This window comes from Aromatoleum sp. (assembly GCF_035254505.1).
In the GTDB taxonomy this organism is placed as follows: Bacteria; Pseudomonadota; Gammaproteobacteria; order Burkholderiales; family Rhodocyclaceae; genus Aromatoleum.
Genome location: NZ_DATFAO010000061.1, coordinates 15997 through 32508 on the forward strand (window position 1 = coordinate 15997; position 16512 = coordinate 32508).

General features: G+C 62.6%; 15 protein-coding genes. All 15 read right to left on the minus strand.

Going from position 1 to position 16512, the window contains the following annotated elements:
• Positions 1–40 precede the first annotated feature (40 nt).
• The gene (locus tag VJ673_RS12135; protein WP_324126357.1) at positions 41–811 is read right to left on the minus strand and encodes an enoyl-CoA hydratase/isomerase family protein; all 771 of its coding nucleotides are present in this window, start codon (positions 809–811) and stop codon (positions 41–43) included.
• Positions 812–847: 36 nt separating this feature from the next.
• A complete protein-coding gene (locus VJ673_RS12140) occupies positions 848–2068 on the minus strand; it encodes an acyl-CoA dehydrogenase family protein (RefSeq protein ID WP_169206356.1) in 1221 nt (406 codons plus the stop codon).
• Positions 2069–2119: 51 nt separating this feature from the next.
• Positions 2120–2404, minus strand: coding sequence for a hypothetical protein (locus VJ673_RS12145; protein ID WP_324126358.1), 285 nt, complete (start codon positions 2402–2404; stop codon positions 2120–2122).
• An 80-nt stretch (positions 2405–2484) separates the two neighbouring features.
• Positions 2485–3714 carry a CaiB/BaiF CoA transferase family protein gene (locus tag VJ673_RS12150; protein WP_324126359.1) on the minus strand — a complete coding sequence of 410 codons (1230 nt, stop codon included), beginning with the start codon at positions 3712–3714 and terminating at the stop codon, positions 2485–2487.
• A complete protein-coding gene (locus VJ673_RS12155) occupies positions 3698–4930 on the minus strand; it encodes a CaiB/BaiF CoA transferase family protein (RefSeq protein WP_324126360.1) in 1233 nt (410 codons plus the stop codon). Before VJ673_RS12155 ends, VJ673_RS12150 begins: the two co-directional genes overlap by 17 nt.
• 32 nt (positions 4931–4962) lie before the next feature.
• The gene (locus VJ673_RS12160) at positions 4963–5709 is read right to left on the minus strand and encodes an SDR family NAD(P)-dependent oxidoreductase (RefSeq protein ID WP_324126361.1); all 747 of its coding nucleotides are present in this window, start codon (positions 5707–5709) and stop codon (positions 4963–4965) included.
• A gap of 14 nt (positions 5710–5723) precedes the next feature.
• Positions 5724–6476 carry an SDR family NAD(P)-dependent oxidoreductase gene (locus tag VJ673_RS12165; protein WP_324126362.1) on the minus strand — a complete coding sequence of 251 codons (753 nt, stop codon included), beginning with the start codon at positions 6474–6476 and terminating at the stop codon, positions 5724–5726.
• A 15-nt stretch (positions 6477–6491) separates the two neighbouring features.
• On the minus strand, positions 6492–7661 hold the full coding sequence (gene bbsB / locus VJ673_RS12170; protein ID WP_324126363.1) for a benzoylsuccinyl-CoA thiolase subunit BbsB: 1170 nt from the start codon (positions 7659–7661) through the stop codon (positions 6492–6494).
• Positions 7662–7681: 20 nt separating this feature from the next.
• Positions 7682–8116 carry a benzoylsuccinyl-CoA thiolase subunit BbsA gene (bbsA, locus tag VJ673_RS12175; RefSeq protein ID WP_324126364.1) on the minus strand — a complete coding sequence of 145 codons (435 nt, stop codon included), beginning with the start codon at positions 8114–8116 and terminating at the stop codon, positions 7682–7684.
• A 262-nt stretch (positions 8117–8378) separates the two neighbouring features.
• The gene (locus tag VJ673_RS12180) at positions 8379–9665 is read right to left on the minus strand and encodes a DUF1329 domain-containing protein (RefSeq protein WP_324126365.1); all 1287 of its coding nucleotides are present in this window, start codon (positions 9663–9665) and stop codon (positions 8379–8381) included.
• Positions 9666–9718: 53 nt separating this feature from the next.
• On the minus strand, positions 9719–11764 hold the full coding sequence (locus tag VJ673_RS12185; RefSeq protein WP_324126366.1) for a DUF1302 family protein: 2046 nt from the start codon (positions 11762–11764) through the stop codon (positions 9719–9721).
• 66 nt (positions 11765–11830) lie between these two features.
• On the minus strand, positions 11831–14251 hold the full coding sequence (locus VJ673_RS12190; RefSeq protein ID WP_324126367.1) for an efflux RND transporter permease subunit: 2421 nt from the start codon (positions 14249–14251) through the stop codon (positions 11831–11833).
• A gap of 13 nt (positions 14252–14264) precedes the next feature.
• On the minus strand, positions 14265–15242 hold the full coding sequence (locus VJ673_RS12195) for a WD40/YVTN/BNR-like repeat-containing protein (protein WP_324126368.1): 978 nt from the start codon (positions 15240–15242) through the stop codon (positions 14265–14267).
• A gap of 404 nt (positions 15243–15646) precedes the next feature.
• Complete coding sequence (locus VJ673_RS12200; protein ID WP_324126369.1) at positions 15647–16303, minus strand: response regulator transcription factor; 657 nt, start codon at positions 16301–16303, stop codon at positions 15647–15649.
• Between the two features lie 69 nt (positions 16304–16372).
• The coding region (locus tag VJ673_RS24605) for an ATP-binding protein (RefSeq protein WP_349254759.1) at positions 16373–16512 on the minus strand (140 nt) is incomplete at its 5' end.

Here is a 16512-nt window from a genome sequence, read left to right on the forward strand (position 1 = left end):
GCACAGCCATCGCCGCCCCGCGATCAAACGGCCAGCGCGCTCAGGCGCCGCGGAACTCCGGCGTGCGCCGTTCGCCGAAGGCCTTGAAGCCTTCCTTGCGGTCCTCGGTGTCGCGCAGCACGCCCCACAGCAGGTGTGAGTACAGGATCCCGTGCTCGAGCGGCATGTCCTTGCCCAGCACTGCCGCCTGCTTGGTCGCCTGTACGCTCAGGGGCGCGGCACTGGCGATCTTTTCCGCATACATGCGCGCGAGGTCCGCGAGCGCGGACGGTTCGACGACATCGCTGACGAGTCCGTAGCGCAGCGCCTCTTCCGCCGAGATCATCTCGCCGGTGAGCAGCATCTTCATCGCGACCGCCTGAGGCACCGAACGCGGCAGCGCCTGGGTGCCGTTCAGCCCCGCGAGGCTCGCCACCTTGACTTCGGTAAGCCCGAACTTTGCGTTCGACGACGCGATCCGCATGTCGCACGCAAGCGCGATCTCGAGCCCGCCGCCGATGGCATAGCCGTTGATCGCCGCGATGATCGGTTTCCACATCTTCATGTGCGGCAGCAGAGGCTGACCTTCGCGCAGATAGGTCGCCGCCATGCACTCGGTCGGCGGCGGCGCCTTCTTCATGTCGGTGCCGGTGCAGAACGACTTTTCGCCCGCGCCCGTCAGCACGGCGACGCGGATGTCGGGATCGGTGCGCACGCGCGTCCAGATTTCGGCGAGATCGGCGATCGACTCCGGGTCGAGCGAGTTCATCGCCTCGGGGCGGTTCAGGGTGATGTAAGCGACGTGATTCTTTACTTCCAGCATTACCGGCATTGCTGTTCTCCTTTCATTCTTGTGTTGTCGCGCGACTCAGGCCGCGACAAAGGGGCTGTAGGTCGTACCGTCGCTCAGCAGCTTCTTCGCGATCGACATGCGATGGATCTCCGACGCGCCTTCGACGATCCGCCAGATCCGGACCATCCGCGCCACGTATTCGACGCCCAGCTCGCGCGACAGGCCGAGTCCGCCGTGCAACTGGATCGCGCGGTCAGCGATGCGCGTGAGCATTTCGGTCGCGGCAATCTTCAACGACGAAGCCTCGACGCGCAGATCCTTGTGCCCCTGATCCGACTTCCACGCGGTGTAGTAGAGCTGCAGACGGACCTGTTCGAGCTCGATGGTCGAATCCGCGATCCAGTTCTGCACCGTCTGCCGTTCCGCGAGAGGCTCGCCGAACGTTTTCCGCAGGTTCGCCTGGTCGATCATCATCTGGATCAGCCGCTCGGCCATGCCGGTGCAGTGCGCCGCAAGCTCGATGCGTCGCACCCCGAAGCGGTTCTGCAGCGGGATGAACGCGTCGCCGACCTCGCCGAGCACGGCTTCGTCACCGACCCGCACGTTGTCCAGATAGACCGTCCAGGACGGCATCGCCCCGATCACCGGGATTTCGGCACCAATGCGCAGTCCCGGCGTGTCCTTGTCGAGGATGAACGCGGTGAAGCGCCGCTTGGTCGGCGCCTCCTTGTCGGTCACCGCAATGCAGATGAAGAACAGATTGTCCTTGTCGCATTTGCTGATGAAGATCTTCGACCCGTTGATCACCCATTTGCCGTCCTGGCGTACGGCGGTCGTGGTCAGGCCGCTGATGTCGGAGCCCGCGCCCGGTTCGGTGGCCATCATCGCGGAGTCGATCTCGCCACGGCAGTAGGGGCCGAGAAGCCTCTCGCGCTGCTCAGCGGTGCCGCATTCGTTGAGGTAGTAGAGGTTGGGGGCATCGGGCGGCAGCGTGAAGCCGTGATGCGAGAAGCCAACGAGCGACTTCGACATTTCCTCGACAACCAGGGTCTTGGCGAACATCCCGAGCCCCTGACCGCCGAATTTCTCGTCGACCTCGATGCCCCAGAAGCCCATGTCGCGGGTGATGTTCATCAGGCGCACATGATCATCTTTCGGCAGCAACGTGTACCCGTCGGTCCACATCCGCATTTCCCGCTCCAGCAGGACTTTCTCAAGGGGCATCAGCTCGTTGGTGGTGAACCGCCTGGCCACCTCCTTGAGCATCGTCTGTTCTTCGGATAGGGAAAAATCCATGTCTCGTCTCTCGTCCTGTATTTATCGGGCCCGGCCTGCCGATCCACGCCTTCAGTCGGCGTCCGAGCGCATCAATGACTCGATCTTGTCCGCGATCGAAGCGCTGCCGCTGTTGCGGCATTTCTCTGCAGCCACCCGCATGCCATCCTCGAACACGGCCATCAGTGCCTCGCGGATCGTCGCGCCGTCGTGGCAGCCGGCCACCATCAGACAGGCCGCATAGGGGTGGTACTCGCCGACGGCTATGGCCATGCCGCACTCGGGGCACTCGTACACCGAAGAGCCGGCGGGCACGTATTTGGCGGTCCCGGCTTGCTGCGCTTGTTGCTCATGCATGATTCGTCCTCCTCCTGGCTGGAATTGCGGCCCCGGCGCGTTCCGCGTCATCGGCCACCCACATCACTGGCCGACAGTGCTCACACCAGCACCTCCTGACTGACCAGATCCTCGATTTCGTCGTGCGAATAGCCGAGCATCCCGCCCAGCACCTCGCGCGTGTGCTGCCCGATCGACGGCGCCGCGGTCTTCATTTCCAGCGGGGTGTGCGAGAAAACGATCGGCGCGCGGTTGTAGAGCGAGACGCCGACCTCGTGGTGGTCGAGATAGGCCCAGAAGCCGCGCCTGCGTAGCTGCTCGTCCTCGATTGCCTCGCGCGCGTCCCGGACTTCGCCCGCGGGCACGCCCGCCTTCAGCAGCGCGTCCATCACCCAGTCGCCGTGCTGCGTGGCCGTCCAGCACTCGATGCGCTCGTCGAGTTCGGCCACGTGCCGGCGACGCATTTCGGCAGTCGCGAAGCGGTCGTCCTCGGCCCAGGGAGGATTGCCCATCACGCGTCGCATTGCGGCCCACTGCGTGTCATCGAAGACCGCGATCGCGATCCACTTGCGATAGCCGAGCGTCGTATAAACGCCGTGCGGAGCACCTTCCGGATCGCCATAACCGAGCGGTCCGAGCGTCTCGCCGTTGGCAGCGAAAGCCATTGGCGCGCTCGGCGTCAGGCAGATCGCCGAATCCAGCTGCGAGATGCTGACTGTCTGGCCGCGACCGGTGACCTCGCGTTCGAGCAACGCCGCCATGATCCCGAACAGGGTGTGCGTCGGCACCATGACGTGGTCCGTGTAGTTCGTGCCGGTGCCGAACGGCGCTTTTCCGGGGAAACCCGCACGCGCCGTCAGGCCACACAGCGCGTTGAGGTTCACGCCATAGCCCATGAATCGGCTGTGCGGCCCCTCGGTGCCCTGCAGGCTCATCGTGACGTAGATCGCCCGCGGATTGATCTTCTGCACTTCCTCCCAGCCGAGCTTCCACTTCTCCATCTGGCCGACGCGGAAGTTGTTGATCACGATGTCGCTCTTCGCGATCAGCCGGACGGCAATGTCCCGCGCCTGCGGATTGTTCATGTCGAGCGCGATGTCGCGCTTGTTGGCGTTGCGCGCCGCGAAGTAGCCGCTGCGGTCGAGGCCGGTGCCGATGCCGTCCTTGAAGGGCTCGCCGCGGCGCAGCGTGTCCGGCCGCTTCACGCTCTCGATCTTGATGACGTCGGCGCCGCACTGCGCCAGCACGCTCGTGGCGATCGGGCCCGCGCCGACCCACGAGAAATCGCATACGACGATGCCCTCCAGGGCACGCTCAACACTGTTCGGCATATACCGCTCCCACCCGCACGAGTTTGTCGATCTCGAATCCCGTATAGCCGGATTCGGTCAGTATTTCCCGCGTGTGCTCGCCGATGCGCGGCGCATTGCGGCCCAGTTGCCACTCGAGTTCGCCGAATTCGTATGGCGCACCGGGATAAGTGATGTCCGCTCCCAGCGTGTCGTTGAACTGCGTCTGCCAGAAATTCCTATGCATCAACTGCGGGTTCGCGAGGAGATCCTGTCCGTCGCTCACCGGAGTCACCGCGACGTTGAAGCGCTGTCCGATCTCGTACAGCTGGGCTTTGCTGCGGGTTCGCGTGTAGCGCTCGAAGACGCGGCAGAAGGTCGTGTAACCCGCCTCCGAAGTGCGATATGCGTAATCGATCCACCGGTCGTCGTCGAAGACCTGCCACTCCTCGACGCCTTCGGCTTCCATCCAGCGCACGAAGGGAATCCACATTTCCTTGTTGCGCCCCATGATCGCAACCAGTGCAATGTAGCCATCGGCACATGGGTGCAGCGTCGCGCTGCCGGCTTCGCGCCCGCGCCCGCGACGGATCTTGCCCTCGAGATCCCAGAACTGCGCAGCGTTCTCGAGGGCCATCGCCTCGGCCTCGATGCAGGCCACGTCGACCACCTGCCCCTTCCCCGTGCGCTGCGCGCTGAAGAGCGCAATCGCGCTGCCGACCGCCGCGTACGCCTCGGCCATGCGGTACGCCTGGTTGTCAGGAGCACGCACCGGCTTGTCGCCGTCGACCCCCGCGAGGTAGAGGAAGCCGCTCAGCGCCGAACAGGTCAGGTCCGAACCGGGATAGGCGGCCATCGGACCGCTGCGTCCGAATGGGGTGATCGAGGTCTGCACGAGGCGGGCGTTGTCCTTGCGCAGGACCTCCCATGACAGGCCGAGCCCGTCCAGCAAACCCGGGCGGCAGCTTTCGATGAGCAGGTCGGCGTCGCGGCACAGCCAGCGGAAAACCTCGCGGCCCGCCTCCTTCTCGAGATCGAGTGCGAGGCCGCGTTTGCCCGCGTTGTAGTAGAGGTACGGCAGGCTCGCCTGCACGCCGGGCTCATTATGGAAAAAGGGGCCAACGCGGCGCAGCGGGTCGCCCGCGGGCGGCTCGAGGTGGATCACGTCGGCACCCAGCCCGGCAAACATCTTGGCCGCGTAAGGCCCAAGTTCGCCGGTCATGTCCAGCACCCTGAATCGCGAAAAGTTCTGTGCCATCTCACATTCCTCCAGCCGCCCAGGTCCCTGCCTCAGCCTGCGAACAGGCTCCGCCCGCCGCATACGTACAGCACCTGTCCGGTGACGAATCCCGTTTCGTCGTCCGCGAGGAACAGCAGCGTGTTCGCAATATCGTCGGGGTCACCAAGCTTGCCGGTAGGCTGGCGTGACAGCAGGAACTGCTGATTCTTCTCCGGCAACTCGTCCCACATCGGGGTATGGATGAGGCCGGGCGCCACGCAATTGACGGTGATGCCGGAGCGGCCCAACTCGATCGCGAGCGACCGTGTCATGCCGACGACACCGGCCTTGGCAGAGGAGTACGGCGACTGACCGGCACCGCCGAGCCAGGCGCGGGACGCGATATTGACGATGCGTCCGTGGGCGTTCTCGACCATGTGGCCGTGCACCGCCTGGGTGCACAGAAACGTGCCCTTCAGGTTGACGTTGATCGTGATGTCCCAGTCCGCCTCGCTGAGCTTACGCAACGCGCCTGCCCGCTCCATCCCAGCGTTATTGACGAGGATGTCGATGCGACCGAACGTATCGATCACCTTCTGCACCATGCCATCGACCGCCGCCTTGTTGCTGATGTCGGCGACGGCACCCAGCACGCGATGCCCCATCCGGCTGAACTCGTCGACCGTCGCGCCGACTTTTTCCGCGTCGATGTCGTTGATGACGACCGCTGCACCCTGCTCCGCGAAGCGCAGCGCAGTCTGCTTCCCCATGCCGCTCGCCGACCCGGTGATCAGCGCGACCCTGTTCTGAATTCCCATTGCCGCCTCCCTGATCACATCGACATCGAAAAATAGGCGCTCTTGCCGCCGCAGACGAACAGCGTCTGCCCGGTGACGTATTTCGAACTATCGGCCGCCAGGAACCCCACCGCGTTGGCAACGTCCGCGGGGGTACCGAGCCGCTTCACCGGAATCCCCCCGACGAGCGTCTCCCGCTCGGCATCCGTGACAGTCCCGCCATCGACATCGCCCATCACGACGGTATTCACCGTGACGCCGTCGCGCGCCGACTCCAGCGCCAGCGCCCGCGTCAGTCCGAACAGGCCCGAGCGCGCGGCCGCGACGTTGGCGGTCTGCGCGAGTCCCAGGTAGTTGATGTCGCTGATATTGACCATGCGCCCGAAGCCGCTCTTGCGCATCCCCGGCGCGATCTCGCGCAGGTAGTGGAACGGGCCCGCGACACCGGCTTCGAGCGCCGCGCCGACGTCCGCGTCCGAAATTTCCTCCAGCGCTTTGGCCGCAAGTGCGCTCTCGTTCTGCACCAGGATGTCGATCCGCCCGAACCGCGCCATCACTCGTGCGACACTTTCACGGATCTCCCCCGGCTCGGCTGTGCGGGTCATGACTGCAATCACAGGCACGCCCCGGTCCACAAGCCGCGATGCGATTCGGTCGAGCCGGCCAGCGTCCGAGCCGGTCAGCGCGATCTGCGTGCCGCTGTCCGCCAGGCGCGCGGCCACCGCCTCGCCGACGGGATCGTCAGCATTGACGATCAACGCCACCCTTTCCTTGCCTTTGGTTTCCATCTCGTTTCCCCTCGCTTACCAGTCGCTCACCAACATGTGCATCGTGCAGGCCGCGTGCTCCGTGCCCGACAGGCCCCCGCCCGTCACATGCGTCATGGCCACGCGGGGCACCGGATCGACCTGGTAGCCTGGACATTGATTGCGCATCTGCTTGACGCTCGCGGCGATCTGCGCCGCACCCGAGGCGCCAATCGGATGTCCGTACGAGAGCATTCCGCCGCGCGGACTGACGACACACTTGCCGCCGTGCGTCGAGTTGCCGTCGCGCAGGAACTTCAGCCCTTCGCCCTTCGGACACAGCCCGAGGCACTCGTAGTACAGCAGCTCGGCGATCGTGAAGGCGTCATGCAGTTCGACGATATTCACATCCTCCGGACCGATGCCCGACTCCTCGTAGAGCTGGTGCGCGGTCTCTTCCGTGATGTCGTCGCCCGTGATGTCGCGCGGGCGGTTGTGGTACGGCCCCGAACGCACGACCGAACCGGCCACCAGGATCGGCTTCTTGATGCCGAGCTTCTTCACCATCTGTTCCGAGCACACCACGACCGCGCCGGCGCCGTCCGCGATGCCACAGCATTGCTGTAGCGTCAGCGGCGACGCGACGACACGCGACTTGACCACCTCCTCGACCGAGATCTCGCCCTTGAACCACGCATAGGGGTTGTTCGTCGCGTGGCGGCGGTTCTTCACCGTGATCATCGCCAGGTCCTCGGCCGTGGCACCGGTCTCGTACATGTAGCGCTGCGCGCGCATCGCATACTTGCCGGTCATCACCGCGCCGTGCACCGTTTCGATGTCCGACATCGCTGTGGCAAAGGCAGTACCTTGCGCCATGTGCAGCGTGTGGTTCTCGCAGCCGATACCGATGGCCACGTCCGCGAGTCCCATCGCCACGTCCCGCACCGCCAGATGCACGGCCATGCCGCCTGCCGAGCACGCGCTTTCCACGGTCATAATCGGAAGATGGCCGCACATGCCCAGATCCTTGAGCACGGTCTGCCCCACCACCATTCCGTTGGTACCGTTACCGACATAGGCGCTCTGCACCATTGTCGGACGGTCGATGTTGGATGCCTTTAGCGCCTCGAATGCGGCGGCCCGGCCCAGGACGTCAAAATCGACCTCATGCCGCCCGAACTTTGTCTCGCCGACTCCAGCGATATACACTTTGCGTTGCAATTTCATCGTCTCTCACCTACCGAAGATTAGGCTTTGCGGAATTTGTAGCTGACCAGCGGGACACCATCGCGGTTGTCGCGCACCGGTCCGATCGTCAGCTCGACCTCTTCGTCGCAGCGGAAACTGCCAGGCTCACCTTCCAGCTGCGCGAAAATCCGCAGGTTCTCGGGCAAATCGATATAGCCGAACGAATAGGGTGTTTTCATTCCCGCCTGGCCAATGAAATTGTCGGAGAAGCTATAGAGTTTTCCGCGCCGGCTGAGCGGCACGACCTCGAACTCCTCACCCCAGCAGCTGGGGCACGGGCTAAGCTTGGGAAAATCCAGTTGGCCACAACCCTTGCAACGATAGCCCTTCAGGTACGGCGCCTTGCCGTCTCCAGGGACTTCGAGAAGGTCCGGATGAAAGAAAGTGATATCCGGTTTCTTTTCCGGCTTCTTGTTCGGCTTTTGATCTGACATGACGCCTCCGCAGCATTAGCTTCGTGTTCAACGTGGATTCAATTAGACGCGTCAGGCCGCGAGGCAACAATTGGTGCGCACACCTAATGACTAAGGGGCAACCCCCAAACCTGCAGGCGCAGGGCGAAAGTTCGCGTCGAGCGGTCGTTTCGACAATCCGTCCGCGCCGTCGCCGACCCGACAAATCTCGATGGCAAAAAAAAAAGCGCGCCCATAGGCGCGCAAAATTCCGCGGGAGGAGAGCCCGAGAAAAATTATCGGCTCAGTTTCCGCCGCGCATGTTCTGAACGTTAAACAGGTTAACCGGAACCATCTTGGCGTCCGCCTGCCCCTTGAACTGTCCGGTCGTGCAGTGCTTCGCCTGAACGTCGATCATGCTGAATGCATCAAATAGAACGATCCCGCTGCCTTTGTTCTGAGCCAGATGGGAATCGGGATGCGTCATTCCGAGCATGAATATCTTCCACAGGTCCCCCTTCCGGTCATACACGAGCGTCTCCGACATTGCGGAAGTTTGCGCATCCATGTAGTGCACGCGTCTGCTCACCGGGTGGTTGGGATCGACCGGCGCCGATTCGACGATATGGACCTTGCGCAATTGCCATGTAATGTTCGGGAAACAACCGCCCTGGCCGCCGAAGGCTACATATTTGTAACCGTCCGGATCCTTGTATTCCTCCGAAAGCTTCATGTCATTATGGTTATAAAAGGGCATTAGTAAATTGACCGTCCCCTTGTACTTCCAGGTCATGTCCGAGATGCGGCCGTTATAACCTTCGAAGTCCTCGATCATGATGTCTGAACCGAGAAAGGCGTCGGTGGTCTGTCCCGTCGACAACCGGCGCACGCGGCGCTGGAAACCGAGATAGAGATAAGCATCATCCTGCTTCAGGTCGTCCTCGTAGCGCTGGATCAGCAGCTGCGTGTTCTTGACGTCCTGTGGTTCCTGCACGTTCACGTAGGTCGCGCGATAGAGCTTCGACGGGTTCGGCGAAATTTCCGGCGTCGGCACCTGATTCAGCCGATGCGTGTACTTAATGAAATGGAAATTGAACAGGATGTTGCGCTCGACCTTCCCGCTATCCATGTTGCGGTATTTCCAATAGAACGGCGAAATTGCCAGGCCGTCGCCCCAGTTCATGCCATAGCGGAAGTTCCAGGCGAGTTTCTCACCGGCGCGCGGATCCTTTGCATCGGGCTCTTCCGGAAACGGGCGCCCTGCGACATAGCCGACCAGCTCACCCGGTTTCGCGCCGAGCTTCACCTTGCCGGCGTTCTCCCTGGTCGCGTCGACGTAGCTCTTGTCGATATCGAAGGATGTTGTTTTTCCGACGGTGATCTCGACAGCCCCTGCCTGGATGTGACGCTGCAATCCCGGGTCGAGCACCGCCTCGAAGTTCGCGAAGTTCCCCTTGTTGATCACAGTTCCGGCCGTGACTCCAGCGGCCGTCGGTACGGCGCTCTTGTACGGAAAGAAGGACTTGTCGATGTCGGCCTCGGTCGCCGCGTGAAGAGTCCCCGCCGCACAGGCCAAGGCCAACGCGATCAAGCTCCGCCCTGCAAAGTATCTGGTCATTTCCACTGTCTCCTCTTCTACTAGGTTCAGAACTTGTAGCGAATGGTCACGTAGATGTCGTCTTCTGCAACTGCTGCACCAATCGGGCCGGCGCGGAAGCGTCCCAGCGGCTCGAGGCCCTCGAGACCCGCGGAGCCGGGCACGAAGGGCTGGCCCGCCGCCGTGTAGGTCGTGAAGGGCGGATACGGGTTGGCCGACCGGGTGTCGTCGAACTTGTAGTGGCTGTCGCCGTTCGCATACTTGAAGTTCGCCCCGAGCGTGACCTTGAAGTCGTCGCTCACGCTCCATTCGATCTGCGGAGCGATCGTGAACGCCTTCGCCCGGAAATCGCGCGCCATCATCAGTTGCGGACTGACCCGGTCACCCGCAAGGAATCCCTTGATCAGCAGCGTGCCGATGAAATTGTCTTCCCAGTCGGGTATGCCCACCGTGCCCAACGGGCCATCATGTCGTTCGTGATCGAATATGTGCTGCCAGAACAACTGGGCCGAAATCAGTGTCGCTCGCGTCTTGCTGATCAAGGGAATGAAGGTCGGACGATCGACGCCGATGACTGTGCGCAGGACCCGGTTCTCCGAGAACAGCTCGCGGCGGGCCGTATTCTGGAACTCCTCGCCATGCGTCAGCGCGGCCTCCATGCGAATCGCGGCATTGGCATCGGGAATCTGGAAATCCAGGGATCCGCCAATGAGGTTAACGCGTGGATAATGGACGTCGAACGCGATCAGGCGGCTCACGGGCACACCGTCCGCGGGCGGCGTCGTATTGCCGCTGCCGCCGGTGAATGGATTCACCGTGCCGGCGCTGAATGCGTGCAGGCTGGGCAGTTGCGAGCGGTAGGTCAGTGCATTGAGGGAGAACGCCAACCCCTCCTTCGTGATCCCCTCGTATTTGACGCCCAGTTGCGTGTTCGAGAGCGACCATTCGGGCAGATACACCTTGCGGATGCCGATCTGATGCGGGCCGAAGTCCGTCGCAGCCCATGCACCGGCAGTCCCGGGTGGAACGGCGGCGAAATTCGCGACAGTACCGCCGTTGTCCCACAGGTTGGCCATGCCGCGGAAGAAGCAGCCGGCATCGAGGATTACGTTCGGCGATCCGCACTGCCCGAGATTGTTCGGCCGGAATTTGTCGAAATTCCATACAACCTGGACATTCCGGTCCTGCATGACGTCGCTCGCGCCCATGCGATATTCGGCCTGGGCAATCCACATCGGGATGCGAATGTCCTGGAGTTCGTCGTAGATGTTGTTGCGCGAATAGTCGATAGGGTTGATGACATCCAGCACGCGGAACAGATCGGTACGCCCCCACACCACCTGCTGCCGTCCCAGTTTCACGAAGAGCTCGGTTCCGTCGGCCAACGGGAATGTTTTCTTCGCATAGATTTCGCGCAGGAAATCGAGCCGGTCATTGAACTCCGGCGCCTCCAGTTCGCTCAGCTTCAGATCTCCGTAGCCGCCGAAGTCACGACAACCTCGCTTGTCCGTGTCACAAGGGCGAACGGGCACGCCGAAGGCCACGCCGCCTTCCGTCCGGTGCCAGCGATCGCCCAGCACACGCATGCCATCGTTCGGATTCGCCGCCAGATCGAAGCCGAAGGCGTTCGTCGGCGGCAAGCCGATGGCGGTGGCGATCGCATTGTTGATTCCGCCCCCGTGCGGAACCAGGGGCCGATTGAGGGGCGTTCCTGCGCTGGTCGGCACGGGCGGCAACAGCGGTGCGGCCGTGTTTTCGAGCTCGATCGGTCCGCCGGCGCCGCGACCGTATTCGTCCCGATTCAGGCGATACACACCGTCCCAGCTTCCTCGCAGGATGCCGCGGAAAGCCCAGCCGTCGCCCATCTGCTTGTCGGCTTCGAGCTGCAGCGTGTTGCGGAACTTGGCGAGTCCCGCATCGTGGCGACGCGCGGTATGGTTCTCGTAGTACACGTCCGCGACCCAGGGCGAAGCGCCGCTGCCCAGATCCGGAAGGTTTTCGTCCGCCGCCTGCGCCTGTGCGCCTGCAGCGAGCGACAAGGCGGTGGCGAGAACGCCCAGTTTCGGGCGCGAAAAATCCCCTGCTGCCTTCATACAGCATTTCCTCCCTTGGTAGACCCGAATCGATTTGTGTTGGAGTCTTGCGCCGGGCTGCGCGCGTTACGCCGGTTGCGCCGCAGTGCAGGGCGGTTCCGGTTCGTGTTCGCGGACCTGGATGACCTGGTCCTCGTCGAGAAAGACCGCGGTGATGAAGCGCGGCTTGAAGATCATGACCCACGCCGGAACGAGCAGCATGGCGGCCACCACGTTGAAGAGCAGCATCAGGCTGAGCAGGAGTGCGGCATCCGACTGGAAGCGCAGATCCGATAGCACGATCCACATCACGACACCGGCAATCAGCGTCGCGGCGGTGAAGGAAACCGCGAAGCCCGTGGTCGCGATCGCCTTGAGCACCGCCTTGGCGAGATCCTGCATCGCCGCCATCTCCTCGCGGATGCGATTCATGATGTATATCGCATAGTCGATGCCGACGCCGATGCCGACCGCGATCACCGGGACGGTATTCACATTCATCCCGATGTGCTTGACGCTCATGTACGCATACGTCATTACCGTGGCGAAGAGCATCGGCAGCACCATCAGCCAGCCCGCGTGGAGTGATCCGTAGAAGGCCCAGACGAAGGCAAATGAGATCGCGAGCACGAGCGGGACGATAAGGAAGTTGTCGTGCCGGACAGCGTCGTTGATCGCCGCATTGACGCCCACAGTACCTCCTGCGAGTTCGATGCTCAGGCCAGGCACCTTGTCCGCCAGACCGGCGACGCCTTCCCGCGCCAGAGCAATGGCGCGCTCGATCGTCTGCGCCTGGTGGTCCTTGTAGAAGAACACGACGTTGGCGAGATTCTCGTCCGTGTTCGTGTATTCGTTCAGGGCACCGGGAATCGGACTTGCGGCCATGAAGGTGAACATCAGCCCGCCGATTTCGTTCGGGTTGGACGGGATCTGGTTCCAACGCGGATCCGTGTTGTGGATCAGCCCGTTCACCGAACGGATCAACCCCGGCAAGGCCTTCGTGCCGCCTACGTTCGCGTCCTGCAACATCGTGTTCTGGAACGACTCGATCGCACGCAACGCCTCGGGATTCTTCAGCCCGCCCTTGTCAGCCGTCCGTGCAACAATGTAAAGCTCTTCCGACCCCGGAAAGCGCTCGTTGATGGCGCGCGACGACACGTTGTAGTCGTGCTGCGGATAAAGCAGCGGGCTTCCCGGCTCGGCCTCGCCGACCTGCACCCCGAGGCTCAGCCAAGCGCCAGTCAGGACGAGGACCGCCGCTCCGGCGAGCACCGCGATCGATCCCCGACGGCTACCCACGACGCCGAACAGCGCAACGACCACGTGCCGCAGCCCCCCCTCGCGAACCGCCGTCACGCGCGGCTGCGGCAGGACGAGCAGCAGCAGGGGCACGACCAGCAGCACCGTAAACACCACCGAGAAGGCCCAGAACCCTGCGTAATAGCCCATCTTGGTGTTGATCGGCGCCGCACCGAGGGCGAGCACGAGAATGCCGACGGTATCCACGACGATCGCCAGCGAACCGGGCCGGAACAGATCGTCGAACGCGTTGCGCGCGGCCTGCCGTGAATCGTGCGTCTGGGCGAGCTCGAAGTAATAGCGCTCGACCAGCTGGATGCTGTGCGACATCGCGCGCGCCGCGATCAGGAATGGAATCACGAGATTCAGTGGGTCGAGATTCCAGCCCATCAGCGAGATGAAGCCGAGCCCCCAGATGGAAGACAGGGTGATTCCCAGCAAAGGCAGGAGCACGCCGTACACACGCCGGAAATAGATCACCAGCAAGGCCACCATCAGCCCGAGCGTGTACAGGAAGATCTGGATGATCTGCGGCAGGTAGGTGTACACCCAGCCGATCAGCACGGGATTTCCCGCCGCGTGGATCCGCACCCCGTCGGCGGCCTCGTTCGCCCGCACCGTCTGCAGCTCCGAGAAGACCTTTGCGTAATCGATGTCGTCGGCCTCGTTGAGCTGCGCCTTGATCATCGCGGACTTGAGATCGGGCGACACCAGCAGGCCGTAGACCCGCGGGTTCGCCTTGACGTCCTTCCTGAGCGTATTGAGTTCCTCCGCGCTCAGATTCGGCTGGGTTGGATCGTAGTACAAGCGGGAAATCATCTCTCCGCTTTCCGTCAGCCAGATCTTGCGCACCGTGCGGTGTGTGAGGCTTGCGACCTGGTTGTGATTGACGCCCGGAAGGCTGTCGACCCCCTGCGTCAGCCGATGCAGCCGTGACAAGGTTTCATCGGTAAAGATGTCGCCCTTGTCGACCTCGAGGGCGACCACGATCTGACTCGCACCGCCGAAGCTGCCGCGGATCTCGTTATGCAGCTTGATGTAAGGGTGGTTCTGCGGCAGCAGATCTTCGAAAGCCGAATATATCTGGATGCCGGGCAGCTTGAATGCGAAGAACACCGTCACGAGAAGGATCGCCGCGAGGATCATGCGCGGAAATTCGAAGGCGACGTTTTCGAGTTGATGAACTGCGTGGGTAAAGCGATGGCGCATGATGAGACCTCGCTCAGTTATTCGCGGTGACCGTGCGGTCGCCGTCCGGCATCGTCACTTCCATGCCCCCTGCCCCGCCCGCGACCAGGATCCGGCCATCGCCGAAGGGCAGCGCGGCGCGCAGATAGGTAGCATTGCGGGCGTCGACGAGGGTCCACTGATCCCCACTCGCCCGGAACACGAGCCCGTTGATCCCCACCCCCAGCGGCGTGCCCCGGTCAAGTGCCAGCCCGTAGATTGGCGCGCCCGCTTCATTGATCCGTTTGCTCCAGCTCCTGCCGCCGTCGGTGGTCTGCATCACCACTCCCGCGAGGCCCGACACCCAGCCGCGGTCGCGGTCCGCAAAGACCGCGGCATAGGGATAGAAATCCTCGCCGATCTTCGGCAAGGCTTTCCAGGTCGCACCGCCGTCGTCCGTGCGGTAGACCGCGCCGAATTCGCCAGTGATGAATCCTTCGCGGGGGCCCACGAACTGGACGCTGGCAAGCATCGCGTCGTCACCGACGATCTTCGTGCTCCAGCTCGCGCCACGGTCGCTGCTTGAAGCGATCGTGCTGCCCCCGCCCACGACCCACAGACGGTTCTCGCCGTCACAGGTGATAGCGAGCGGATTGACCGGCTCCTCGATCGAACGGGCCTCCCAGTTGTAGCCCGTGGGGTCGGCAACCCATACCCGGTGAAAAAAATCGAGTGCGGCAAAGCTTCCGTCGGCACACGCCGCGACACCTACAAACGAACTGAGGGGATCGAGTTGCTGCCGCGACCAGTTGTTTCCGCGGTCGGTTGATGTCAGCACAACTCCCGTTGCGCCGACGACGACTGTCGTCTTCCCGTTATCCGCCGCTGCCTGAAACGCATCGGATCGTTTCACGCCATTCGGACCGCCATCGAAAATATTCGACGTATTCGCCGATGCGCCGCATCCGCACAGCATCACGCAAAGCAACGCGCCCAAAGAGCGGGCGCGCCATGACCCCATGGAACCATTCATGATTATGTCTCCTCCGTTCGGGTCGACCCGGCCCTCGCGATCATGAGGATCGCGACATGAACCTCCCCACCCGACGGCACAAATTTAGGCTTCACCCAGCTGACCAACAATTGGTGCGCACACCTAATCAGTAGGGAGATATACCTGCCCCGTCCGCGGCCGGTTCCGGCTCAAAATGACTTTCGCATGGCCTGACAGGTCGTATGCAGAGGATATGCACGGATTACACGAGCGACGCACGCCCCGCCGACATGCGCTGCGCCAGGCAGCAATGCGACCGGGCAGAGCTACGCCCTATGCATGCCTTGGGACGGCCCTTGGCATCCACTACCAAACGCCTGGGTTTCGAATCCGACGACGAAGACGACAATGAGCGATGTTCGCCTGGCTTCGCGGGCCGAGCCTCAGTTGGGGCGTAGTGACGCCCATTTGCACTCGAGGCAGTGGCTATTCGTGAGCATCGACAGCTGGATCAGCTCGCCCGACGAGCGGACGCCCAGCTTGCTCATCAGCCGCCCCCGGTGCGCCTCCACGGTCTTCGGGCTGATTCCGAGAATTCTGGCGATTTCCTTGCTGCTGTTCCCCTCGACAACGAGATCGAAGATTTCCTTTTCCCTCAGCGAGAGGCTTTCGAGACAGCTGCGGTACTTGTGCCGCTCGCTTTGCTTGCCCATCGCTTCCTTGCTCTGGATCAGGGCCGCATTGACGGCATCGAGCAGATCCTGATTCCGGTAGGGTTTCTGCAGAAAGTCGATGGCGCCCTTTTTGATCGCCTGCGCCCCCATCTGGGCATCCCCGTATGCCGAGAGAAAGATGATCGGCAGTTTGAAGGCGCGCTCGCACAGCACCTCCTGAAGCTGCAGACCGCTGAGCGCCTGCATCCGCACATCGAGGATCAGGCAGCCGTAGTCACAGGAAACATCGCCGTCGAGAAACGCCTGTGGCGAATCGTACATTTTCACGTCGAGGGCAATCGAATCGAGCAACCACTTCAAGGAATGACGGACCGACTCTTCATCATCGACGACGAATACGGTGGGCGAAACTTTTTCGACCTGCATGGACTCCTCCTTTTGTGTATGGCCTTCGCCGCCCGAGACTCTTCGGTCTTCTTGGCGACGAGGACCTCCCTACATTGGCAAGGTGAATTGAAAACGCGACCCGCCCTTGCCGATCCTTGAAAACGAAAGCTGTCCGCCGTGCGACTCGACGATCGAGCGGCAGATCGTCAGGCCGATACCCATCCCGTCAGGCTTGGTGGAAAAATAGG